Origin of the sequence: Peptoniphilus timonensis JC401 (assembly GCF_000312025.1) — a bacterium.
Classification (GTDB): Bacteria; Bacillota; Clostridia; order Tissierellales; family Peptoniphilaceae; genus Peptoniphilus_A; species Peptoniphilus_A timonensis.
Genome location: NZ_HE978594.1, coordinates 155,195 through 179,213, shown reverse-complemented (window position 1 = coordinate 179,213; position 24,019 = coordinate 155,195). Strand labels below are relative to the sequence as shown.

Annotated in this window: 18 protein-coding genes, 1 tRNA gene and 4 pseudogenes; 9 read left to right on the top strand and 14 right to left on the bottom strand. The window is 31.6% G+C overall.

The genetic code is table 11. From position 1 onward, the window contains the following. Positions 1–4 precede the first annotated feature (4 nt). From thrC to guaA, 10 genes and pseudogenes are all read right to left on the bottom strand, one after another. A complete protein-coding gene (thrC, locus tag HGPT_RS04560; protein ID WP_019138675.1) occupies positions 5–1,354 on the bottom strand; it encodes a threonine synthase in 1,350 nt (449 codons plus the stop codon). Next, positions 1,351–2,532, bottom strand: a complete 1,182-nt coding sequence (locus tag HGPT_RS04555) for a homoserine dehydrogenase (protein WP_019138674.1) — start codon at positions 2,530–2,532, stop codon at positions 1,351–1,353. Before HGPT_RS04555 ends, thrC begins: the two co-directional genes overlap by 4 nt. A gap of 1 nt (position 2,533) precedes the next feature. Continuing rightward, on the bottom strand, positions 2,534–3,514 hold the full coding sequence (locus HGPT_RS04550) for an aspartate-semialdehyde dehydrogenase (RefSeq protein WP_019138673.1): 981 nt from the start codon (positions 3,512–3,514) through the stop codon (positions 2,534–2,536). A gap of 2 nt (positions 3,515–3,516) precedes the next feature. Continuing rightward, a complete protein-coding gene (locus tag HGPT_RS04545) occupies positions 3,517–4,827 on the bottom strand; it encodes an aspartate kinase (RefSeq protein WP_019138672.1) in 1,311 nt (436 codons plus the stop codon). Between the two features lie 326 nt (positions 4,828–5,153). Continuing rightward, positions 5,154–5,618, bottom strand: a complete 465-nt coding sequence (locus HGPT_RS09925) for a cation transporter dimerization domain-containing protein (protein WP_342626065.1) — start codon at positions 5,616–5,618, stop codon at positions 5,154–5,156. A gap of 81 nt (positions 5,619–5,699) precedes the next feature. Beyond that, positions 5,700–6,172: pseudogene (locus HGPT_RS09920) on the bottom strand (cation diffusion facilitator family transporter); the annotation flags it as partial. Positions 6,173–6,955: 783 nt separating this feature from the next. Continuing rightward, a complete protein-coding gene (locus HGPT_RS04535; RefSeq protein WP_019138671.1) occupies positions 6,956–8,629 on the bottom strand; it encodes an AIPR family protein in 1,674 nt (557 codons plus the stop codon). Positions 8,630–8,680: 51 nt separating this feature from the next. Then, positions 8,681–9,637: a HaeIII family restriction endonuclease gene (locus HGPT_RS04530; RefSeq protein WP_019138670.1), complete on the bottom strand. Its 957-nt coding sequence runs from the start codon at positions 9,635–9,637 to the stop codon at positions 8,681–8,683. A gap of 9 nt (positions 9,638–9,646) precedes the next feature. Continuing rightward, positions 9,647–10,668: pseudogene (locus tag HGPT_RS04525) on the bottom strand (DNA cytosine methyltransferase). Positions 10,669–10,876: 208 nt separating this feature from the next. Next, the gene (gene guaA / locus HGPT_RS04520; protein WP_019138669.1) at positions 10,877–12,397 is read right to left on the bottom strand and encodes a glutamine-hydrolyzing GMP synthase; all 1,521 of its coding nucleotides are present in this window, start codon (positions 12,395–12,397) and stop codon (positions 10,877–10,879) included. Between the two features lie 216 nt (positions 12,398–12,613). Between guaA and secA the strand changes: the two are divergent. The 6 genes and pseudogenes from secA (at position 12,614) to HGPT_RS04495 (ending at position 19,088) form a co-directional block, all read left to right on the top strand. Beyond that, a pseudogene (gene secA / locus HGPT_RS04515) lies at positions 12,614–15,352 on the top strand (preprotein translocase subunit SecA). 259 nt (positions 15,353–15,611) lie between these two features. After that, on the top strand, positions 15,612–16,706 hold the full coding sequence (locus HGPT_RS04510) for a dipeptide epimerase (protein ID WP_019138668.1): 1,095 nt from the start codon (positions 15,612–15,614) through the stop codon (positions 16,704–16,706). 82 nt (positions 16,707–16,788) lie between these two features. Next, positions 16,789–17,511 (top strand): DUF819 family protein, encoded by a 723-nt coding sequence (locus HGPT_RS09910; RefSeq protein WP_245544132.1) that lies wholly within the window; start codon positions 16,789–16,791, stop codon positions 17,509–17,511. Beyond that, the gene (locus HGPT_RS09905; protein ID WP_425357421.1) at positions 17,492–17,971 is read left to right on the top strand and encodes a DUF819 family protein; all 480 of its coding nucleotides are present in this window, start codon (positions 17,492–17,494) and stop codon (positions 17,969–17,971) included. Before HGPT_RS09910 ends, HGPT_RS09905 begins: the two co-directional genes overlap by 20 nt. Before the next feature lie 24 nt (positions 17,972–17,995). Next, entirely contained in the window at positions 17,996–18,784 is a 789-nt protein-coding gene (locus HGPT_RS04500; RefSeq protein ID WP_019138667.1) for a serine hydrolase, read from the top strand. A 1-nt stretch (position 18,785) separates the two neighbouring features. Next, positions 18,786–19,088 carry a DUF3870 domain-containing protein gene (locus tag HGPT_RS04495; RefSeq protein WP_019138666.1) on the top strand — a complete coding sequence of 101 codons (303 nt, stop codon included), beginning with the start codon at positions 18,786–18,788 and terminating at the stop codon, positions 19,086–19,088. Between the two features lie 94 nt (positions 19,089–19,182). Here the strand turns inward: HGPT_RS04495 and HGPT_RS04490 are convergent, their stop codons facing one another. Further along, positions 19,183–19,839, bottom strand: a complete 657-nt coding sequence (locus tag HGPT_RS04490) for a PepSY domain-containing protein (protein WP_019138665.1) — start codon at positions 19,837–19,839, stop codon at positions 19,183–19,185. A 307-nt stretch (positions 19,840–20,146) separates the two neighbouring features. On the opposite strand from HGPT_RS04490, the gene HGPT_RS04485 reads away from it, so the two are divergent. The 3 genes from HGPT_RS04485 (at position 20,147) to murI (ending at position 21,880) form a co-directional block, all read left to right on the top strand. Further along, positions 20,147–20,710, top strand: coding sequence for a GntR family transcriptional regulator (locus tag HGPT_RS04485; protein ID WP_019138664.1), 564 nt, complete (start codon positions 20,147–20,149; stop codon positions 20,708–20,710). A gap of 91 nt (positions 20,711–20,801) precedes the next feature. Then, positions 20,802–20,877: transfer RNA gene (locus HGPT_RS04480), tRNA-Lys, on the top strand. Positions 20,878–21,049: 172 nt separating this feature from the next. Next, positions 21,050–21,880: a glutamate racemase gene (gene murI, locus HGPT_RS04475; RefSeq protein WP_019138663.1), complete on the top strand. Its 831-nt coding sequence runs from the start codon at positions 21,050–21,052 to the stop codon at positions 21,878–21,880. A gap of 17 nt (positions 21,881–21,897) precedes the next feature. Here the strand turns inward: murI and HGPT_RS04470 are convergent, their stop codons facing one another. The 3 genes and pseudogenes from HGPT_RS04470 to HGPT_RS10520 all read right to left on the bottom strand — a co-directional run. Next, positions 21,898–22,680, bottom strand: a complete 783-nt coding sequence (locus tag HGPT_RS04470; protein WP_019138662.1) for a type III pantothenate kinase — start codon at positions 22,678–22,680, stop codon at positions 21,898–21,900. Between the two features lies 1 nt (position 22,681). Beyond that, positions 22,682–23,431: an ECF transporter S component gene (locus HGPT_RS04465; RefSeq protein ID WP_019138661.1), complete on the bottom strand. Its 750-nt coding sequence runs from the start codon at positions 23,429–23,431 to the stop codon at positions 22,682–22,684. Positions 23,432–23,472: 41 nt separating this feature from the next. Beyond that, positions 23,473–24,019 (bottom strand): annotated as a pseudogene (locus tag HGPT_RS10520) (P1 family peptidase); the annotation flags it as partial.

Below are 24,019 nucleotides of genomic sequence, written 5' to 3'. Positions count from 1 at the left end.
TTTCTTAATTTTTAATTTCACTAGGAATTTTAACTCCTGTTTTTTCATGGAGAATATTTATATTTTCAAATTCATCCTTGGAAATATTTTCGCCAAGAGCATCTAGGACTGATGATGAAAATTTGTAAGGGCTTGCAGTTGATAAGATTACAGTTTTTTTAAGTTCAAGCTTATCCACAATATTTTTTGCAACGCCTGTGTGAGGATCCATCAAATATCCTTCTTCTTTAAAAGTTTTTGCTATTGTATTTTTTGTTTCTTCTTCGCTGGCATAGCCACACAAAAATTCATCAAAGTCGCCTTCAAAAGTGAAGATGTGAGAATCATTTAAGTCCTTCATTTTTTCTTTTACAATTTCATCAGATGACTTGTGGAAAATTAATCTCTCAAGATTTGATGAAACTAAGATATCCATAGAAGGGGAGATTGTCTTTACAAGCTCTCTATTTGCATCGTAAGTCCCACTTGTGAAAAAGTCTGTCAAGACATTGTTGTCATTTGACGCAATTACAAGTTTTTCTACTGGAAGACCCATTTCTTTTGCATAATATCCTGCCAAAATATCTCCAAAGTTTCCTGTAGGGACACAGAAAGAAATTTTTTCTCCTGCAGAAATTTTTTCTTTTTTAACTAAGTCTGCATAAGAATAAAAATAATAAACTATTTGGGGAAGAAGCCTGCCAATGTTAATAGAGTTGGCAGAAGATAAATAAATATTTTCTTTTTTTAATTCTTCCTTAATTTTTTTATCATTAAATATTTTTTTGACAGCAGTTTGAGCATCGTCAAAGTTTCCGTCGATGGAAATAACCTTAGAGTTAAGAGAATCTGTTGTATCCATTTGTGCTTTTTGAATTGAGCTGACTCCTTCAGTTGGATATAAGACCAAGATATCAATGTCTTCTGTGTTGTAAAATCCTTCAAGGGCAGCTTTTCCAGTGTCGCCTGAAGTTGCTGTCAAAATCAAAGTTTTGTCCTTGATGCCAAGAGATTTTTTTGCATAAGCCAAAAGATTTGGAAGTAGGCAAAGGGCAAAGTCTTTAAAGGCAGAAGTTCTTCCGTGATAAAGTTCAAGATAGAAATCTTTTTTGCAAGTTACTTTTGCAATTTCATCTTCAAAAGATGCATAAGATTTTTCTATAATTTTTAACAAATCTTGGCTGTCAAAATCTGTAAGATAAAGAGACAAAATTTTGTGGGCAAGATCTGTGTAGGAAAGATCTAAATTTTCCATTATGTCAAAGGAAGGGAAGGATTCTGGAACAAAAAGTCCACCGTCTTCAGAAATTCCTTTAACAATAGCTTCTCTGCCAGAAATTTTTAAATTAGAATTTCTTGTTGATAAAAATTTCATATTTCCTCCTCCATTTCTGCTATAAATATATCGTCAAGATCTTTTATAGAATCTTCTAGGTCATCAAGACTTATTTTTTTAGTGATTATATGATGATCTTGTCCAATGTATTTTTCTTCTTCTACTAAATTTTTTAATTGGTTAGAGATTTTTGAAGTCCTAATATAAAATTTATTTTTCAAATTATTTGTGACTTCATAGGAATTTTCTGCATCATAAAAAGTTTTGATTTCTCTTTTAGCAAGAATTCTCAAGAGATCACGCATAATTGCATCAGCAGTTTCAAGTTTACCTGCACCAGGTCCCTTTAATTCATAGGAAGAAAAGTTTTCGCCCCAAACTTTTATAGCATTAGTTCCATCAAAAGTTTTTGCAAAAAAGTTGTCTTTTAAAAAAGTTGGTATTACAGAAATATTTATTTTTCCATCTGAAAGTTTTGATTTGGCAAGAAGTCTAATAGAATGGCCCTTTTCTTTTGCGAAATCAAAATCAGATTTTTTTATATTCGAAATTCCAAAAGTGAAGATGTCATCTTCTTCTATTTTTGCATTATAAATAAGTGAAGATAGAATTCTTATTTTTCTCATGGCATCAAAACCACCAACATCAGCTGTTGGATCAGCTTCGGCATAGCCAAGATCTTGTGCATCCTTTAGTACATCTTCATAAGATGAGCCTTCAAGTTCCATCTTTGAGAGAATATAATTTGATGTTCCATTTAAAATTCCATAGACCTTATCCATTTGACTAAAGAAAGCTTCTTCCATAATAGGATGAATTATAGGGATTGCACCGGCCACTGAAGCTTCATAGGAAAAGTAAATATTATTTTCTCTTGCAAGCTTATTTAAATTTTCAAAATATTTAGAAACAACAGCCTTATTGGCAGTTACAATATTTTTGCCAGCTTTCATTAATTTTACAATTCTTTCATAAGTTTCTTCTAGATTTGAAGTGACATCAATAACTGTATCCACATCAGAATTTAAAATTTCATCAAAGTCATCTGTAAATACTAGATCCTTATTGTGAGGAAACCTTTCTTTATTTTTATTTTTTATTAAAATTTTTTCTATTTCTATATCAAAATTATTTTTTAAGAGGACATCTCTTTTTTTGAACAAGATTTCTTCGACGCCAGTTCCCACTGTGCCGAAGCCCATTATTGCAATTTTCAAATTAAACCTCCAAGACTTTTTTAGCAATTTGTACTGCGTTAGTTGCAGCTCCCTTTCTTATATTGTCGGCACAAGACCAAAGATTTAGTCCGTTTTCTACAGTAAAGTCACGTCTAATTCTTCCAACAAAGACTTCGTTTTTGTCAGCTGCCATAAGTGGCATTGGGTAAACTTCATTTGCAAGATCGTCTTCTAAGACCATGCCAGGATATTCTGAGATAATTTTTTTCACGTCGGAAACTTCAAAAGCTTTTTCCACTTCAACATTTATTGATATGGAGTGAGAATTTCTAACAGGGACTCTCACAGTTGTTGCAGTCACAAGTAGGGAGTCGTCATGAAAAATCTTTTTAGTTTCATTTATCATTTTCATTTCTTCCTTGGAGTAACCGTTATCTAAAAATACATCAATTTGTGGTATGCAGTTATTTTTAATTGGATACTTGTAGGCAAGATTAGTTCCCTTTTCCAAGTCTGAGATACCTTTTATGCCAGATCCTGAAACAGATTGGTAAGTAGAATAAATAACTCTCTTGATCTTGTATTTGTCGTGTATTGGTTTAAGTGGCAAAACAGATTGAATTGTAGAACAATTTGGATTTGCAATTATGCCCTTATTATTTTTTATATCTTCAGGATTTATTTCAGGAACAACTAGTGGAACTTCTGGGTCCATTCTAAAAGCTGAAGAGTTATCTACAACTGTTGCACCAGCTTTTGCAGCAAGGGGAGCAAATTTTTCACTTACAGAACCACCGGCAGAGAAAAGAGCAATTTTAATATCTCTTCCTTCAAAAGAATCTTCCTTTAATTCTTCAACAGTATATTCTTTTCCACAGTATTCAATTTTTTTACCTGCAGATTTTTTCGAACTAAATAAATATAAATTGTCTATTGGAAAATTTTCTTCACTTAGAACCTTTAACATCATACTTCCAACTAAACCAGTTGCACCTACAACAGCTACATTAACTTTCTTCATCTTTAGTCCTCCTTGTAAAATTCTTTGTAAATAGCACGAATTGCCTTTTCAAAATCCTTAGTTTCAACTCCAATAATAATATTAATTTCGCTGGAACCTTGACTTATCATCTTTATATTAATGCCCTCTCTGGCAAGAGCAGTAAATGTCCTAGAAGAAACACCTTTTTCATTGATCATGCCACGACCAACAACAGCAATAAGGGAAATATCTCTTTCCCAAGAAAGATTGTCCACATTAAGATAAATTTTTAATTCTTCAAGAACCTTATTTAATTTAGCTGTTATAAAAGAATCTGCAACAAGTACAGAAACAGAATCAATACTCGATGGCATATGTTCAATAGAAATGTCATTAGATTCAAAAACTGTAGTTAACTTTCTGAAAAAGTCTTTTTCAGTATTCATATTTACTTTTTCAAGATTTATAACAGTAAAATCTTTTTTGCCAGAAATACCAGTTAAAATATTTTTATTTTTCACATCGCACTTGGATAAAATCAAAGTACCTTTTTCATGAGGGGCATTGGTATTTTTTATATTAATTGGAATATTTTTGTCCCTAAGTGGGAAGATTGCCTCTTCGTGTAAAACTTTTGCACCCATGTAAGAAAGTTCTCTAAGTTCTTTATAAGTAATAGTTCCCATTGGTGCAGGATTTTTTACTATTTTTGGATCTGCAACTAAAAATCCAGAAACATCTGTAAAATTTTCATACATTTCGGCATCAAGGGCAGAAGCAATTACAGAACCAGTCACGTCAGACCCACCACGAGAAAAAGTCTTTACCTTTCCATCTTCTTTTACACCATAAAAACCAGGTATTACAGCCCTATCGTGTTTAGTCAAAACATTTTTAATATTTTCTTCTGACTTTTCTAAATCTAAAACTCCATTTGTGAATACAATAAGATCTTTAGCATCAACAAAATCATATCCCAAATAAGAAGCTAGAACTTGAGCACTAATAAATTCGCCACGGCTTATGACAAAATCATAACTTGCGCCTTTACTAATTTCATCTTTAACATTAGATAAAATACTATTTATGTCAATATCCAAAACAAGATCATCAACAATATTTTTAAAAACATTTTCGATGATCTTGTAAACTTCATTAAAATTCAATTCGTGCGCACTTAGCTCGTGGCACATTGCTAGAAGGTCAGTGACCTTGTGATTGTTGTTAACACCTTTTCCAGGCGCAGAAACCACGATGTACTTTCTTGCGTCATCTTCCAGAATAATATCCTTAACTTTTTTCAGCTGACGAGCATCGGCAAGTGAGCTGCCACCAAATTTTGCGACTTTCATCTTTTTCTCCTTTTTAAGTAATCTAAAATAAGTAAGCGAATAAAATTCTTTAACATAAATTTGTGAAAATAAAAAATATAATTTCTAAAAACAAATAAAAAAATTCTGCCCCAGAATTGGGAAGAAAAATCTCACAAAAGAACCATTAATATAGGTAGAATGTTAAAAGTAATTTTTTCGATTATACAATTATTTACTAAAGTTGTCAATTGCTAGGGGTCTATAATAAAGAAAGGAAAGATAAGTTATGACAAATTAGAAAGGGGATAGTCAAGATAAAATTTTAAAATGTGAAAATAAAAAAGGCTCTTAGTGGGCCGTTAAAATTATAAATCAATATCTGGAACAATTTGAATTTTGTAATCAGGATAAAGTGTAGAAATTTCTTCTTCAATAATTTTTAAAGCCTCATCTCTTTCTACATCAAAACTCAAGACAACATCAAATCTAATACTTTTATTTTTTGTGTCAACATAAAATCCATGAACTTGGAGGGCCCAATCGTGGGACATTATCTTTCTTTCAATTGTCCTCCTAATTTCTCCAGCTTCCTCGTCCCTTGTGTTGTAGGAATAAACACCTAGAGCAATCAAAATAATACCAGTTTTTTTATAGACTTTATATTGTAATTTTCTTGTAAGTTTATCTACCTCATCAACATCCATACTGTCTGGAAGCTCAACATGAAGAGTGCAGTAATATTTGTTAGGACCATAATTAAAAAGTGCAAGATCATATACTCCAATTACAGGTTCTTCTTCTTTTACTAATCCTTTAATTTTTTTAACCATTTTTGGATCAGATCTATGACCAATTAAATCATCAATAGTAGATAAAATCATTTCTATACCAGCCTTAATCATAAAGACAGAGATGACAAGACCTACATAAGCTTCGAGAGAGAGTCCAAAAGTTATAAAAATAATAGCAGAAATAAAAACAGAAAGTGAAAGAATTGAATCAAATAGGGCATCTGACCCAGATGCAATCAAAGCGCCTGAGTTTACTTTTTTCCTTGTCCTTTGACATATTTTCCTAAGAAAAACTTCACTACAACAGCGAGACCAATTACAAATATTGAAAGCTTAGTATATGAAGCAGGGCTTGGGTTAATAATTTTTTTAACACACTCCACTAGAGAAGTGATTCCAGCATAGAGGACAAGGGCAGCTATAATCATAGAAGAAATATATTTAATCCTTCCATAACCCATAGGATGCTTCTTATCTGGTGCTTTGCTTGCGAGTTTTTCTCCTATAATAGTTACAAGATAAGAAAGAGCATCAGACAAGTTATTAACAGCATCAAGGGTTAAGGCAATGGAATTGACAAAAAAACCAAGTATCGCCTTGAAGACCGCTAATAAAACATTGGTGATTATTCCGATAATACTCGTCCTTACAATAATTTTTCCACGAATTGCTGATTCATTTAATACTTCAAAATTGTCATTGACATTTTTTCACTCCTTATTATTGATTTGATAGATTAAATTTTCAAGATATAAAATTAAGTTGAAAACATTAAAATTGTTTTTTGAAAAAATTAACTCTTCAAAAATTATTAAGTAAGCTAATCCAGCTTAATTATTTCAAGATTTAACATTTAAAATTTAATCTTAAAAATGTTTTATATTTTCTAGATATAATAACACACTTTAGAAAATTCTTATAGCTATGATTTCGTATCATGACAAATAAATAAGACCATAGTATTAACTAAGGTCTTAAGAGTTTATATTAATTTTTATTCACACTCAACTTTTCCAAACGTCCGATATATCCCAAACCTTTCAAAATACAAGTTTCCTTTTTTTAGAGTATCATCAAATCCACCTAATTATAGGACGTTTTTAGATTTTTAGTCCAGTACCGGAGAATTAATTATATAATGAATTATGTTTGCATTTATACACTATCTATGAGATATCCTTTTAATATTATTTTTTTCACTATGAAACACATAAGATTTTACTGTAACCAAAATGAAAATTTATTGGTATTCAATGATTTAAAATCATTAATTAAGTCCATAATATTGTGTTGCTATTTATACAGCAATATTAATTAATTTATAATCCAAAATATTTATTATAAAAATAGTAAGCTGATAATTATTACATTAAAATTCAAAATAACTTTTCAGCGTTATCAAATAATAATTCTTTAAATCCTTTTTGTATTAACTTTCTAGCATCAGATAAATTTTCATCTTTTTTATACTCTTTTAAAGTGGATTCGATTACATCAACAAATTTGTTTACTGGTTCTTCTTTGTATAATCCCTTAAGATAAATTACATACAAATATTTTTGATTATAACTTTTATATTTTGATTTTTCATACGCATCTTCAACGGATTTATACAAATTAATTAATTCAATATAAAAGTCAAAGTCAATGTTGTCTTTTGGAAAAATATCATCATAATATTTTTCGAAAAGTTGAGATTTTTGATTTGTGGATCTATCTGGGAATTTATTGTAAGAATATATAATTTGTGCGAGCCTTTCCATTGTTATTCTATATGTGAATACTTTATCTTTTGGTTTTACGTCGCCAGCTTTTCTTATATAATCTATATTTTCTGATTCTAGGTATTTTTCTATTTGAATTTGTAGATTACTAATAGACTTTAAATCTACTGATGAAATTGCATTTTGACTGTTAGTATATTCAGCAATATTATTAGTCAACTCTTCGTCAAACTCTGTTTTAAACAATCTTACAAGCACTTCAGCAGTTGCTAAATTTGTTTCATTAAAATCCTCTTTTTTATATTCATATATAGTACGCAGAGATTGACCACCATTAACTACTTGAAAACCCTCAATTTTACATGAATATTTTTTTCTGCCATTTATTGATTGCATGATTATATTTTGAGCAGTAATAGTAATTCCGTTATTATACATAAAAAATTTAGAAGGATCTTCTTTTAAAGTATCTAAAATTCTTTTGTTAAATTTTGTGTTTCCAAGATATCCTCTTACATTATCATAAAGTATACCTAACTCTAATTGAACACTTCTGAGATCTGAAATATCACTCATAGATTTATTTTTCCTTTTTTCAGGATCACTACAAGTTATTCTTACTAAAGTTGATAATGGTAATTTAACTAAATATGATTTTTGCGATTCTAAAGGGTTTTCTTCATAGGTAAGAACAGAGTTAGAATCAATTATAAATTCTGCACTTAAATCATCAGGTCTTTCTGATATGTAGCTAACAACATCGTCTAAAGTTATAGGTTTAACAATTATATCGTAGGCATCTTTAAAGTCGTTTATTGTATTATTATCAGCAGATAAAGCAATATTATCATTAGATACTAAATATAATTCAGTTTTCCAAATTTCTTCCGAGTCGAAATGGGATTGTATTCTTTCAAGTTTTTTTCTTGTTCTTGAATCTACACCATCAAAATTTCCACTGTTTAATTTCATTAGAAATTTAGAACTATCAAGAATATTACCTTCTTTCTGTCCTCTATTTTTTTTAAAATTTTCTCGAAATTTAAAATTAAAAAGCTTTACTATTTTTTGTTCTTCATCTATATATACTGCATCAATACCCAAATCATTATTTTGCTCATTGTATACTAATTTACAAAATTCTGTATCTATTATTGAATCTTGTAATTCGTCTAGATTAGGATTTCCTGTAACACACTCTAAAATCAATAAATAAAAACCTAATCTTTTATTCTGACTCTCATTAATTTTATTATTTGTTTTTATATTCTTAAAATAATCTTTAGAATACTTATTAACCAATTTAAAATCATTTATATTTGCCATAATTCTCCTTATAAATAAAATAAATTTTTACAATATTATTATGTTTTTTACCTACTTCCACTTACAATCTATAGAAATAATAGTAGTAGGCATACCTATTATTTGTATATCAAACTTCAAACTTGTTTCTACTTTAGTTGCTGCATTGTGTATTCTAAAGCTAAATTGCCAACCCCTATCAAGGTATAGTTCCAAAGTATTTTTGCTTCCTGGTCTAAATTCTAAGCTTACAATTCTTGTTGGTAACGAAGCTATCGGCAACTTGACACTTCTTTTGCGTTTTATGCCTTCTTTATTCAAAGTACCTCTTAGGTTATAGCTTTGAACTTGTGTCATTTGTTTACTGTCAAGACCAATCACTTTATAAAAATCAAACTCTCCAAGAAGATACTCAACCATTAATTTTGGAATATCTTTACCATAAACATTGTTTTGCCTATCTATTTCATCCTTAAAAGCATTTAGAAGAGGTAAATAAACATCATCTTCTTTGCTAGGAAGATCTCTCCATTTTGATCCTTTTGCCTTTTCATCTTCTAAATAATCAAAAATAGGCTTTATATCTTCCCAATATTTATCAGAGCATTTTATACCGTACCATTTTTCTCCAAAGTCTAATACTTTAGATAATCTGCTGTGCTTAACAGCAAAATGATTGTGCTTTATACTAAGCCCAATTTCCCATTCTATTCCTTTTCTAATTATAAGGATATCCCTTACATCTCCAGCCTTACCCATATCATCAGTTTGGATTTTTAGTTCTAATTCATCATTACCGTCGTCTAAAATTAAGGGTTCAAGTTCTAAAATTGTATTAGTTCCAGCCAAAGCACTTATTTTGTATATATCTTTTTCCGATTCTTCTAAAGTATTCCAAGCTTTTTCAGCTGCATGATAACTTGAGTTCTTATCAATATTAGAAGGTCTGTATTTTGAAATTTCTTCGTGAAGAGTATTGAGATATGCAAACTCATAAGCTCTTCCCTTATTATTGCTTTTATCAGTCATAATAATACCTCAAATCATTTGTAATTGTTTAGGTCTACTAAACTTATTTGGTTTAACGAGTGCCATTTTAATTGATTTTGCCATTTCATAAGCAAGATTTACTGGTACAGCATTGCCTATCATCTTATAGGCATCATTCAAATTAGTGTAATAAAATTTAAAATCATCAGGAAATCCTTGAATTCTAGCACATTCTCTTACAGATAACCTTCTATATAAATTTTCACTTCCAGGTTTAAAAATTTGCTTATTTTTTTCTATTTTAATCATTTTTGGGGCTTGTGGGTGTAGTTGACACTGTCTTCCTGAGGCTTGCACAGTAAAAGCTTGTTCACCCCATCCACGAACTCGGTTTCTACTCATAAAAATAGGTGAGTAGGCGCCTATAAAATATTCATGATTAACAAAGTTACATTTATCTCCATTGGTTTTATTTTTGGGGAGTGCAGGAATAACATTATCTTTCAGATCATAAATTGCGTCTCTAAAAGTTAGTTTATAATTATATTTTTCAGGTGGAGAATCAAAATTTACATTTAAATCTTTTCTAAATCCAACATAAAATACTCTTTTTCTGTCTTGTGGTACACCGTAATCACTGGCATTTAATAAATGAATAAAGACATCATACCCTGCATCTTCAAACTGAGATACTATATTCTTAACTGCAGAATTATGTCTTTTTGCCATCATACCTTTTACATTTTCCGCAAGAAAAAATTTAGGTTTTTTATCTTTTAAAATTCTTATGTATTCATAGAATAATTGTCCTCTTGGATCATCGATTCCTTTTAAAGCACCTGCTTCACTCCAAGATTGGCAGGGAGGTCCACCAATTATACCATCACAGTCTGGAAATTTATCAGATGAAATTTCACAAATATCACCTTTTATAAGTTTATTATCATGATTTTTTCGTATGTTTCCCAAATTGTTTTGTCAAATTCGTTGGCTGCGACTATCTCATAACCAGCTTTTTGAAAACCTAGGTCAAGTCCCCCTGCACCAGAAAACAAACTAATTAATTTCATTGATTTGTTCCTCCAATATTTTTTACAAAATTCTACTAAATTTTAAATACAAGTTAAATCAAATAAAAATTTATCTGTATTTTACTATATTATTTTAATTATATCATTGTTAGTAATAATAAAAAATAAGTTAAATACTTAAATAATAAAAAAGTGATGCTACAATAATTAATTTGTGGCATCACTTAAAATTTTCTATTTATAATTTTTATTCCCACTCAATTGTTGCTGGGGGTTTTGATGTTATGTCATACACTATTCTATTTATATGGTCTACTTCATTTACTATTCTATTTGATACTTTATCCAAGATTTCCCAAGGTATTCTTGCAAAGTCTGCTGTCATAAAGTCTGTTGTTGATACTGCACGAAGGGCAAGGGTATAGTCATAAGTTCTAAAGTCGCCCATTACTCCTACGGTTCTGTTATTTGTTAGGACTGCAAAGTATTGGTTGATGTCTTCTAGTTTTGCTTTTTCTAATTCGTCTCTAAAGATTTTATCTGCATCGCGAAGTATGTCTAATTTTTCTTTTGTTATTTCGCCCATTACTCTTATGGCAAGTCCTGGTCCAGGGAAGGGTTGTCTATCTACTAGATAGTCTGCTAGTCCAAGTTCTCGTCCTAAGTCACGTACTTCGTCTTTAAATAGCATGCGAAGTGGTTCTATTATTTCTTTAAAGTCAACGAAGTCAGGTAGTCCTCCAACATTGTGGTGGGATTTTATTACTGCGGAGTCGCCTAGTCCTGATTCTATTACGTCTGGATATATTGTTCCTTGTGCAAGAAAGTCTACGGATTTTATTTTTTGGCCTTCTTCTTCAAAGACTCTTATAAATTCTTCGCCAATGATTTTTCTTTTCTTTTCTGGGTCTGTCACGCCAGATAGTTTATCTAAAAATCTTTTTTCTGCGTCTACTCTTATGAAGTGCATGCCTGAATTTTTAAAGGCTTCTTCTACTTCGTCACCTTCATTTTTTCTCATTAGACCGTGGTCTACGAAGATGCAAGTTAGGTTTTCGCCAACTGCTTTTGATAGTAGGGCAGCTGTTACTGATGAGTCAACTCCACCTGATAGGGCAAGGAGTACTTTACCGTCAGCGACTTTTTCTTTTATTTCTTGGATTGATTTTTTGGCGTAGTTTTCCATTGTCCAATCTTTTTTTGCTCCACAGATTTTTACTGCAAAGTTTTCTAACATTTCTTTTCCGTGGACTGAATGGTTTACTTCTGGATGGAATTGTAGGGCATAGAGTTTTTTGTCTACATTTGCCATTGCTGCTATTGGGCAGTTAGCACTGTTTGCTATTATTTCGAATCCTTCTGGAGCTTTTTCAACTCTGTCTACATGACTCATCCAAACTGTTTCTTCTTGGGATAAGTTTTCGAAGATTTCTGATTTTTTTGTTTCTATTTTTGTTTTTCCAAATTCTCTTTCTTTAGGTGATTTTATTACTTTTCCACCTAATGTGTGGGCCATGATTTGCATTCCATAGCAAAGACCAAGGATTGGAATATTTTTGTCGAAGATTTCTTTTTCTATTTGTGGTGCTCCTTCTTCGTATACTGAGTTAGGTCCACCTGTAAATATTATTCCTTCTACATTTTTTCTATTTTCTAATTCTTTTAAGGCCTTGTTGTATGGGACAACTTCACAGTAAATATTTAAGTCTCTTATTCTTCTTGCTATTAACTGATTGTATTGGCCGCCAAAGTCAACTACTAGTATCATATTAACCTCCTCTTCATTTAATACATTTTATAATAAAACTTTTAATTTGTATAGTTTGTTATGTTTAGATAGGATTTAAATTAAGTAATTATCTTATTTATATTGACATTAAATATTAGTAACAATATAATTTATAGAGATATATGAAAAGTGATTTTTATTGTAAAATATGCCATTTAATGATAAAATAATACGTCGGGTAAAAGGAGTGGTAAAATGGGTTTAATGGAAAAGATTTTTGGTACCTACAGTGAAAGGGAACTAAAAAAATCGAGCCCCTTGTGAATAAAGTTATGAGTCTCGAAGGCGAGATGGAAAAACTTTCTGATAATGAGCTTAAAGACAAAACTGAAGAATTTAAAAATAGAATTAAAAATGGTGAAACTACTGATGATTTACTTCCAGAAGCTTTTGCTGTTGTAAGGGAAGCTGCTTGGAGAGTGCTTGGCATGAAGCACTTTAGAGTTCAAGTTATCGGTGGTATTATTCTTCATCAAGGTAGAATTGCTGAAATGAAAACTGGTGAAGGTAAGACACTTGTTGCTACACTACCAGCTTACTTAAATGCTCTTGAAGGTAAGGGTACTCATGTTGTAACTGTAAATGATTATTTGGCTAGTCGTGATAGGGACTGGATGGCTAAGGTTTATGAATTCTTGGGTCTTACTGTTGGATGTATTATCCACGATATGGATCAAGAGGACAGAAAGGCTGCTTACAATGCAGATATCACTTATGGTACTAACAACGAATTTGGTTTCGACTACCTAAGAGATAACATGGTTATTTATAAGGAAGAAATGGTTCAAAGAGGACTACACTTCTGTATCGTCGACGAAGTTGACTCAATTTTAATTGACGAAGCAAGAACTCCTCTTATTATTTCTGGTCAAGGAGATGAATCTGTTGACTTATATGTAAGAGCAAGAGATTTTGTAAATACACTTAGCCACAGAATCAAGAGCCAAGATGAAATTGATCTTGAAAGATTTAACAGAGAATTCGAAGAAGAAACTGTTGATTATGTAATAGATGAAAAAGATAAGACTGCAACTCTTACTGATAAAGGTATTGCTAAGGCTGAAAAATATTTTGGAATAGAAAACTTAGCAGATGCAGAACACATGGAACTTTCTCACCACATTAACCAAGCTTTAAAGGCAGCAGGTACAATGAAAAAAGACATTGATTATGTTGTTAAAGATGGCGAAGTTATTATAGTAGATGAATTTACTGGTCGTCTAATGTATGGTAGAAGGTACTCTGAAGGATTACACCAAGCTATAGAAGCAAAAGAAGGTCTAGAAGTAAGAGCTGAATCAAAAACTCTTGCAACTATTACTTTCCAAAACTACTTTAGAATGTATGACAAGCTTTCTGGTATGACAGGTACTGCTATGACAGAAGAAGGCGAATTCAGAGATATTTATAACATTGACGTTGTTGAAATTCCTACAAATAAACCTGTGCAAAGGGAAGATGACAACGACCACATTTATTTAAATGAAGATGCAAAATTCAAGGCTGTTACAAGAGAAATTGCTGAAGCACATGAAAAGGGACAACCAGTTCTAGTTGGTACAGTTTCAATTGACAAGTCAGAAGCTTTGTCAAAATATTTAAAACGTGCTGGCATTAAGCACAATGTTTTGAATGCTAAAAAGCACGAACAAGAATCTGAAATAGTTGCACAAGCTGGTCGTTTTGGACAAGTTACTATTGCTACAAACATGGCTGGTCGTGGTACCGACATTGTACTTGGTGGTAACCCTGAATATCTTGCAAAGAAAGAACTTAAAAAACAAGGTATGGAAGATGAAATGCTTGAATATGCAGACTCATACTTCAAGACAGAAGATCCAGAAATTTTAAAGGCAAGAGAAGATTATCAAGCTCTTGTAAAAAAATTCAAAGTTGATACTGATAAAGAAGCTGAAGAAGTTAAAGCAGTTGGCGGACTTAGAATTATTGGTACTGAAAGACACGAATCAAGACGTATTGATAACCAACTTCGTGGACGTTCAGGTCGTCAAGGAGACCCAGGTTCTTCAAGATTTTATATTTCAGCAGATGATGATTTAATTAGACTATTTGCTGGAGATAGATTTAAGGAAACAATGCTTAAACTTGATCCAGAAGAAGATGAACCAATTGAACACAAAATCTTGACAAGACTAATTGAATCAGCTCAAAGAAAAGTAGAAGGTAATAACTTTAGTATTCGTAAGAATGTCTTAAAATATGACGACGTTATGAATAAACAAAGAGAAGTTATTTATGCAGAAAGAAGAAGAGTACTTGAAGGTGAAAACCTAAAAGATGACATCATAGCAATGAGAAATGATGTTATCGACAAGACTGTTGATTTCTACAACAAGCTTGATGACAACAACAAAAACTATCTTGATTTTGAATCAATTAGAAACTTTGGCGTAAGTACTTTTGATTTTGAAGAGGACTTCTTAAAGAAACTTGAAAATCCAACTGTAGACTCTATAAAAGATTATATGAAGAAACTTGCTGATGAAAAATATCTTGAAAAAGAAGAAGAATTCGGCGAAGAAAAATTCAGAGAAATCGAAAGAGTTGCCTTACTTCAAAATGTTGACCAAAAAATGGATGGATCACATCGACGCAATGGATCAACTAAGAAAGGGAATTGGACTTCGTGCAGTAGGACAAACTGACCCAGTTAGAGCTTACGCAGAAGAAGGTTTTGACATGTTCGAAGCAATGAACGAGTCAATAAAAGAAGATACAGTTAAGATGCTTTACCACGTTGTAAATCCTGAAAGAGTTAAGAGAGTTAGAGTTGCAAAAGAAGTTGAAACTGTAAATCCAGATGACGGAAAGAAAAAACCCTACGTTAGAAAAAAAGAAAAAGTAGGAAGAAATGATCCATGTCCATGTGGAAGTGGAAAAAAATATAAAAACTGTCACGGAAAATTTGAATAAGATATAAACATAAATTAACTCTGGTAGAAATGCCAGAGTTTTTTTGTGGCACACACTTTAGCTTGATAATATATTGACAAATCGGCTAAAAAATAGTAAAATGTTTTCACAAGTAAATATTAACTGCTTCATTTTGCATGAGCTATTACAGTAGATCAAAAAACATTATGAGACCCAGTAAATAAATATCTTTTATTTTGCTGGGTTTTTTTATATTTACTTATAATTTGTAAAAAATATAAAGGAAGGAGACCTAAATATGAAAATTACAGAAGTAAAATTAGGAATCTTGTCTGTTCCTTTGAGAGTGCCTTTTAAGACAGCTCTAAGGTCAGTTGACAGCGTTGAAGACATAATAGTTGAGATTCACACAGACACAGGAAATATTGGCTATGGAGAAGCACCACCAACAGGAGCAGTGACAGGAGAGACACAATATTCCATTATAGGAGCTTTTAAGGACCATATAATAAAAACAATTGTCGGTAGAGATATTGACGACTTTGAAAATTTAATGATGGCCTTAAACTCTTCTATAGTTAAAAACACCAGTGCAAAGGCAGCTTGTGACATGGCTCTTTGGGATTTATATGGACAATTACATAAAATTCCTGTTTACAAATTAATGGGTGGATCAAGAAAAAAAATAACTACCGATATAACAATTTCTGTAAACGACCCAGAAGAAATGGCAAGAGATGCCATAGACGCAGTTAAAAGAAAATATGACACCCTAAAAGTTAAAGTGGGAATAGATCCAAGCCTTGATGTAAAAAGACTTGAAGCCATAAGAAAAGCAGTTGGTCCAGATGTGAGAATAAGGATAGACGCAAACCAAGCATGGACACCAAAAGAAGCAGTTAGGATTTTAGACTCAATGCAAGAAAAACTTTTGGACATAGAACTCGTAGAACAACCAGTAAAAGCTCATGACTATGAAGGATTAAAATACGTAACAGACCATTCCATAGTGCCAGTTCTTGCAGACGAAAGTGTATTTTCACCTGAAGATGCCATGACAATATTAAATATGAAAGCAGCAGACTTGATTAACATAAAACTTATGAAGTGTGGAGGACTTTATAATGCACTTAAAATAACAAGCATGGCAGAACTTTGTGGAGTTGAATGTATGATTGGTTGCATGTTAGAAGCAAAAATATCTGTAAACGCAGCAGTTCATCTAGCTTGTGCAAAACAAATAATAACAAAAATTGATTTAGACGGACCAGTACTTTGTTCAGAAGATCCAATAGAAGGCGGAGCGGTCTTCAATGAAAAAGAAGTCACAGTGACAGATAACATTGGTTTGGGAATAAAATCAGTTAAGGGAATAAAATATCTAGACATTTAAAAATTGAAATCATAAAATTCAAAATTAAAAAAAGAAAGTTGAAACTAACTTAAATAAAAATAAAAAATGAAAGGAGATAATTATGGTTATTACTAATGGATTTACTTACATCGCATTTTTAATGTTCGTGGCAGGAGCTCTCTTAGCACTTGAAAAATACACAAAATGGAAAATTTTTAATGTAGTTCCACCACTTGTATTTATCTATGTATTAAACATGATATTTTGCACAATGGGTCTATATGCATCAGATGCTTGTTCAGATACATATTCAGCCCTAAAGAACAACCTCCTATATGCAATGATTTTTGTAATGTTACTACGTTGTGACTTTAAAAAACTTGCAAAACTAGGTGGCAGAATGGTAGCAATATTCTTAGGATGTTCAGCAACATTATTTGTAGGATTTTTAATTGGATATCCAATTTTTAAACACACTTTGGGAACAGACACTTGGGCAGCAGTAGCAGCACTATTTGCATCTTGGGTTGGAGGATCAGCAAACATGGCAGCCATGCAAGCAGCATTACCAGTAGATGCAGGAGCTTACTCTTGTGCACTTGCACTTGACACAGTATGTTATTCACTTTGGATTGCCCTACTATTATTAGCAGTTAGATACGCTCCAAAATGGAACAAATCAACAAAAGCTGACACATCAAAACTACAAGCAGTAGCAGATGCAGCAGCAGAAGAAGTAGCAAAGGGAAAGAAAAATAGCAGATTCAGCAGATTGGATTTTCCTAATTGGATTATCACTAATAGTTTCAGCACTTTCACAACTAGTGGGAGCAAAACTATCTGATGGACTTACAAACGCAGGTCTTGCAATGTTTGATAAAGGAACAATAACAACTTTATTCGTAACAATATTGGGACTTATTTGTGCCCTATCACCAATAGGAAAACTTCCAGCAGTAGAAGAATTATCAAATGTTTACCTATACGCAGTTGTATCCTTACTTGCATCAACAGCATCAGTAGTAGACCTAATCTCTGCACCAATGTGGGTAGTTTATGGAATATTTATCCTAGCAATTCACGTAGTACTTATGTATCTACTTTCAAAAATATTCCACTGGGATCTTTGCATGGTTTCAACAGCATCTCTTGCTAACATTGGTGGATCAGCATCAGCTCCAATAGTTGCCTCTGCCTATGACGCATCTTATGCAGGTATAGGAGTTCTAATGGGAGTACTTGGTGCCGCAGTTGGTAACTTCTTTGGAATTGGCATGGGACAAATTTTAAAATTACTTAGCTAGTTTGATAGAAAAGAAAGTGTTCCTATGATAAACTATAATAAATTGAAAAAAGAAATAGAAGATCTGGTGAAAGACAGTTCTGCAAATATTTCTATTAGCTTTTATGACCTAGATGAAGATGAAAAATTTGCTATAAATGGTGATAAAAAAGTTCCTTCAGCAAGCATGATAAAGTTATTAATTGTGCTAAAACTTTTAGAAAAAGTTGAAAGAAAAGACTTGGATCTTGAAGAAAAAATAAAAATTCAAGATTATGAAAAAGTTGATGGATCTGGAATATTAAAAGAACTTTCAAGTAATCACTCATTTTCTATTAGAGAGCTTTTGACTCTTATGATAATTGTAAGTGACAATTTTGCCACAAATATTTTAATAGAAATCATTGGCATGGATGAGGTAAATGACCTTGGAGAAAAACTTGGGCTATTAAATACAAGTCTTCAAAGAAAAATGATGGACTTAGATGCCAAAGAAAAGGGATTTGACAATTATACATCTTCTCATGATATATTAAAAATCTTAAAAATGATTTATGAAAAAACTTTTTTGAGAGAAGATTTATCTGATCTTGCCCTTGATATATTGTTGAGGCAGCAGGAAAGAAGTAGACTTCAAAGATTTTTATCAGAAGATATAAAAATTGCAAATAAAAGTGGCGATTTGGATAATTTAGAAAATGATGGCGGAATATTTTTTACTAATAAGAAAAACTATATACTAGTGATTTTAGTAAATGAAGCCCAGTCAAATGTACTTGCAAAAGAAATCATAGGCAAAATCTCTCTCAAAATTTATGAGGAAATTGGAGAATAGGATGAAAAATACTTTATATCTCACGGGAGAAGCAAGGACTAGTTCTGATAATGCAATAACAAAGATTTACGGAGTTTTCTATTTAGCCTTTGAAGTTGAAGAAGATGGCAGGATTATCGATGCGGATACCAATGCAACTCTTGAACTTACTAGAAAGTTTATAAAGGGAATTTTTATTGGAAAAAATATAAATGATCACGATCTTATTGTTGAAGAAGTCCAAAGAAGATACAATGCTTCATCTACTAAGGCAATAATTTCTGCCTATAAAGATGCCCTGCAGAGATATAAAAATTTAAAATAAAAAAAAGCTTTTATCTCTTGATGTGGAGATGAAAGCTTTTTTACTTTAATTTTAAACAAGAAAAAAAGAAGGTCAAAGCCTCTTTTTCTTTAAATTACATATCTTTTTCTATTAATTTTCCTGTTTCAAGATCATATTCATAAGTGATGTCTTTATTTCCCTTTACAACTTCAACACTTACTACATACTTTCCGTCATCGTATTCAACTTCGTATTCGCCAGCTTCATAGCCTTGACCAGCGTCTTTTAAAGCTTCATCCATGAACTTGTCAACAGCTTCAACCATGTGTATTTGAACGTCAGCAACTTTATTTGAAGTGTTTTCTGCTTCGACTTCATCTTTTACAATATCACCAGTAACTGCATCAACTTTAACTTCGTATTCATTTTTTGCATCGTAGCCATCAACTGTGTAGTAGGCTTTTCCATTTTCAACATCAAGTCCGAAAGATTCAATCTTTGCGTCAGCGTGAAGTTTTTTGAAACCGTCAAAAGCAATTCCTGGATCTAAGTTTGCAACAGCACCCTTATTTACTGCAGTTTCTTCTTTTGTTTGAGCATCATTCATACTCTTATATGCATTTTTATTAGCATTTTCTTTTGCAGCTGCATTTGTATTAGCATTAGCAGTTGTTGCTGTATTATTTGTCTTTTCATTTTTTGTATTTAGAGCTTGGTTTTTTGGACCACATGCTGAAAGAGTAAGTGCTAATCCAAGTCCAACAGTTGTCATTAAAATTTTCTTATTCATAATTCCTCCTAAAAATTTCTATATTGTTTTTACAAATATAATTTTACCCATAGAATAGACTATTATTCATTTTTTCTATAGATTTATATATTTTTCATATAAAAAAATAAATTTTTGTAGAAAACTACCCTCAATATGTTATAATGAAAAAAAGAATTTAATGCACTAAAGGAAAACATTTTTTAAAATAGGGAGGTGAGATTTTTGGAATTAAAGGCTAATAAAAAATCTCTTAGTAATATGGTATATAGAGATTTAAAAGAAAAATTTTAAAAACAAATTACTACCTGGAGATAAGCTTATAGAGATGGAAATCGCTTCTGAGTTAGATGTTTCTAGAACTCCAGTGAGGGAAGCTCTAAAAAAATTAGAAAATGATGGTTTAGTAACAAGTTTTCCAAGAAAATCATATATTGTTTCTAAAATTTCTGTCAAGGAAGCCAAAAATCTATATATAGTGAGAAAATCTTTAGAGCCTCTTTGTGTCGAACTCTTGGCAGAAAAAGGATTGGGAAAGAACACCAAATATTTTCAAGAAATAAACAAAGAACTTGGAATAGCCATAGACAATGGGGAAGAAGAGTTGGCACAAAATCTTATAATAGAGTGGAATTTAGCACTTGTAAAATCACTAAACAATGAAATTCTATATGAAGTTATGACTATGGTAAATAAAAGACTTTACAGGTTTGGGAATTTTATTTTTAAGAACAAGGCAAATTATGGCAAACACTACAAAAATTTGCAAAGAATTTATAATTTAATAGAAGAAAAAAATCCTGAAGAAGCTAGAGAAGCCAGTGAAAGAACTATTGATGCTATTTATGAAATGTTTGAAGAGCAGGCTGATTATAGAATGTTTAGGAAATAAAAAATAAAAAAACACTTGACAGGAGTGTTTTTTTTATTTATAATTATTTTTGTTGTACTGATGGTACAGCTCAAAAGTAAAATTATTATATGCACCTTTAGCTCAGTTGGTAGAGCAACTGACTCTTAATCAGTGGGCCTACGGTTCGAGTCCGTAAAGGTGCACCACTTAAAACCTGCTGACTTAGTTGGCAGGTTTTTTTCTATGATATTATAAAATTAAAATGTGAAAAATTTTAGTAAATACTTTTATGAAATTTTACATATTATGCTATAAATGTTTATTATTCTTTTTGTTTTTCAACTTATATAGTATTATAATAAAAGAGTTGGTGATTTAATGGGAAAAAATATGATTGGCTTTTATGACAGTGGAGTCGGTGGGCTTTCAGTTCTAAAAGTCGCTTTAAATAAAATAAAAAATAAAAATTTTGTCTTTTTTGGAGATACTCTTAGAATGCCTTATGGCGCAAGAACTGATGAAGAAATAAAAAATTATACAATGGAAGTCATGGGATATTTCAAAGATTTAGATGTAGATCTTTCTATTATTGCTTGTAATACTGCTACAAGTCATGGTTTAAAAGAGTCAAATGAAAAATACAAGTATCCTATAATTGGAGTTGTCGAACCAGGTAGCATCAACGCACTTGAGAGGACAAATACAAAGAAGATTGCTTTAGTTGCAACTAAATCTTGTGTAAACAGTAAAGTTTATGAAAAAGTACTAAAGTCTATGGACCCATCCATTGAATTAAAATCTGTTTATTGTCCAAAACTCACTCTTGCTATTGAAAGGGGAGAGTTTGAAAAAGATTATATGGATGCAATTGTAAAAGAGTACTTAGATGAATTTGGCGATTATGATTTTGACACTATGATTTTGGGCTGCACTCATTATCCTCTAGTCGAAGATTCTTTCAAAAGAGTTTTAAATTCACAGGGTAAAAAAGTTTTAATGGTGGATCCAGCTTACAAAACTGTCCTTGATGCCATGAATATTTTAAATATAGAAGAAAATCACGAAGAAATCCCAAATAGAAAAATTGATTTTTATATTACAGGAGATATAGATCAGTTCCGATACACTATGGAAAAGATTGTGGATTTAAGTGGATTTGATGTCAACTTCCACAAGGTTGATACAAAGGATTTAATAAAATATAGATAAAAAAACAAGGCTTATTTTTATGAAGCCTTGTTTTTATTTAAGTCGTAAATATATTTTAAACCACTTATGCCAAGTTCATCTTCTCTTATCATTTCGTATTTACAAAATTTAAGAAGATAGGCATAGGCACCAGTTATTAAAATACTTGTATTATCTTTTTTCAGTGAATAGGATTCTATTATTTCATCAATTATCCCAAGGACTGCTTTTTTGTAGCCAAAGTAAAGACCTCTTTGAATTGCTTTTTCTGTATTTTTTCCAATAATATCATCAGGTCTTTTTATTTCCACATGAGGGAGTTTTGCACTGCCTCTTACAAGTGAATCTTGAAGCAAGTTGATTCCCGGAAGGATTAGTCCTCCCAGGAATTCTTTTTTTGCATTGATATAGTCAATTGTCGTAATTGATGATGCAGACACAATTATTATATTGCTCTTGTATTTTTGAGTGGCTGCTACAGCTTTTATTATCCTGTCACTGCCAACTTCTCTTGGATTTTCACATTTTATATTTAGACCAGTTTTAACTCCAGCAGATATAACTATGGGTTTTTTGCCAATTAGTTCTCTTGAAATCATTTCATAAGAAGATGAAAGTTCGGGAACTACATTGGAAATTATAATTTCATCAATTTCACTGAGATTTATATTTTTATCATCTAAAATTAATTTAATTGTCAGTTTAATTTCCACAACGGATCTGTTTTTGTCAGTTGTAATGGAAAATTTATCTATTAGTTCATCTTTATCATAGACACCAAAGTCTGTTGACCTATTATCTATATCAATTGCAAGTAACATATTAACCCCTTCTTGATTTTAAAGCTTTTATAACTGCTGTAGTTATTATAACAGATAGAATTGCTTCAGGTATTCCTGAGGTAACTGACACACCAAGAATTGCTGATTTGGCATTGTCTAGTGGAATATCTAAGGCTTCCACATATCTCTTGGCATAGATAAGATAAATTCCACCAAGAACTAAAATAGTATTAGTCATTGATCCAACAAAGGCACCAATGGCAATAGGAAAGTCCTTTTCACTTGATTTAAAAGAATAAACTAAAAAGCCAATGCAAAGTGCAAGGAGAATTACTACAAAAGTAATATTAAGTGCTGTTCCACCTGTTTTAATATTTTTGATAAGTAAATAAACTAAGAATATTGAAATAATACCCCAAAGTGCTTTTGTGAGATTTCTCAAATTTTTGTCTTCAAGCTTTTTCACAGCTGTGTAAGAATAATAGGAAGTTATACCTATTAAAATTCTTGGCACAACAGAAATTAATGGATTATAAAAGACAAAAGCAACGGGACTTGCATTTCTAAGAATTGCATTTAAAAGAGAAGATACTCCAAAAATAAGTCCAACTAAAGCCCCCACTACTGGACCTTCTGCTATTGCTCCAATAATTACTGGTATGTGCATTGTAGTTGCATTAATCACTCCAAGCGGAATTAGTCCAAGGGGAGTAAGACTAAGTACAACGGTAATTGCACCAAGCATGGCAGCTATTACTAGCCTTCTGTTACGTTCTGTATTTCTATTCATTTTTTACCTCCGATAGGGTTCAAAAAGATACCCTTCCTGCATCATTTGATGCTACTATAACTAACAAGCCCACCTGAATCCTCAGCTGAATAAATTGCATTTGCAATAGACCTAGAAATAGTTTTTGCAGCAAGAATTCCAACTAAATTAATATCTGCTTCAACTTCACCAGATGCAAGTGTAAAAATTGTATCCCCATCGTTCATGGTGTGGACTGGATTAATTGATCTTCCATATCCATCGTGAGCCATTTGTGAGATCTTATTACAGTTTGCCTTAGTGAGTTTTGCATTTGTTGCAACAAGAGAAATTGTTGTGTTGGCTGGGCTAAATTGATTATAATCGTTTAAACTCTTTTCGTAAAGAGTACAAGTGTCTAAAAATTTTTTATTTTTCTGTCATAAACTCCTGCAATTCTTTTTCCCTTTTCATAATCAAAAATATCTCCAAGAGCATTTAAGGCAACTATAGAAGAAACAACTAAGTCGCCAACTTTTACAGAAGATTGACCAATGCCAGACTTCATGGCAAAATCATTTCCCAAAATTTTTCCAACACTTGCGCCACATCCTGCACCCAAATTTCCCA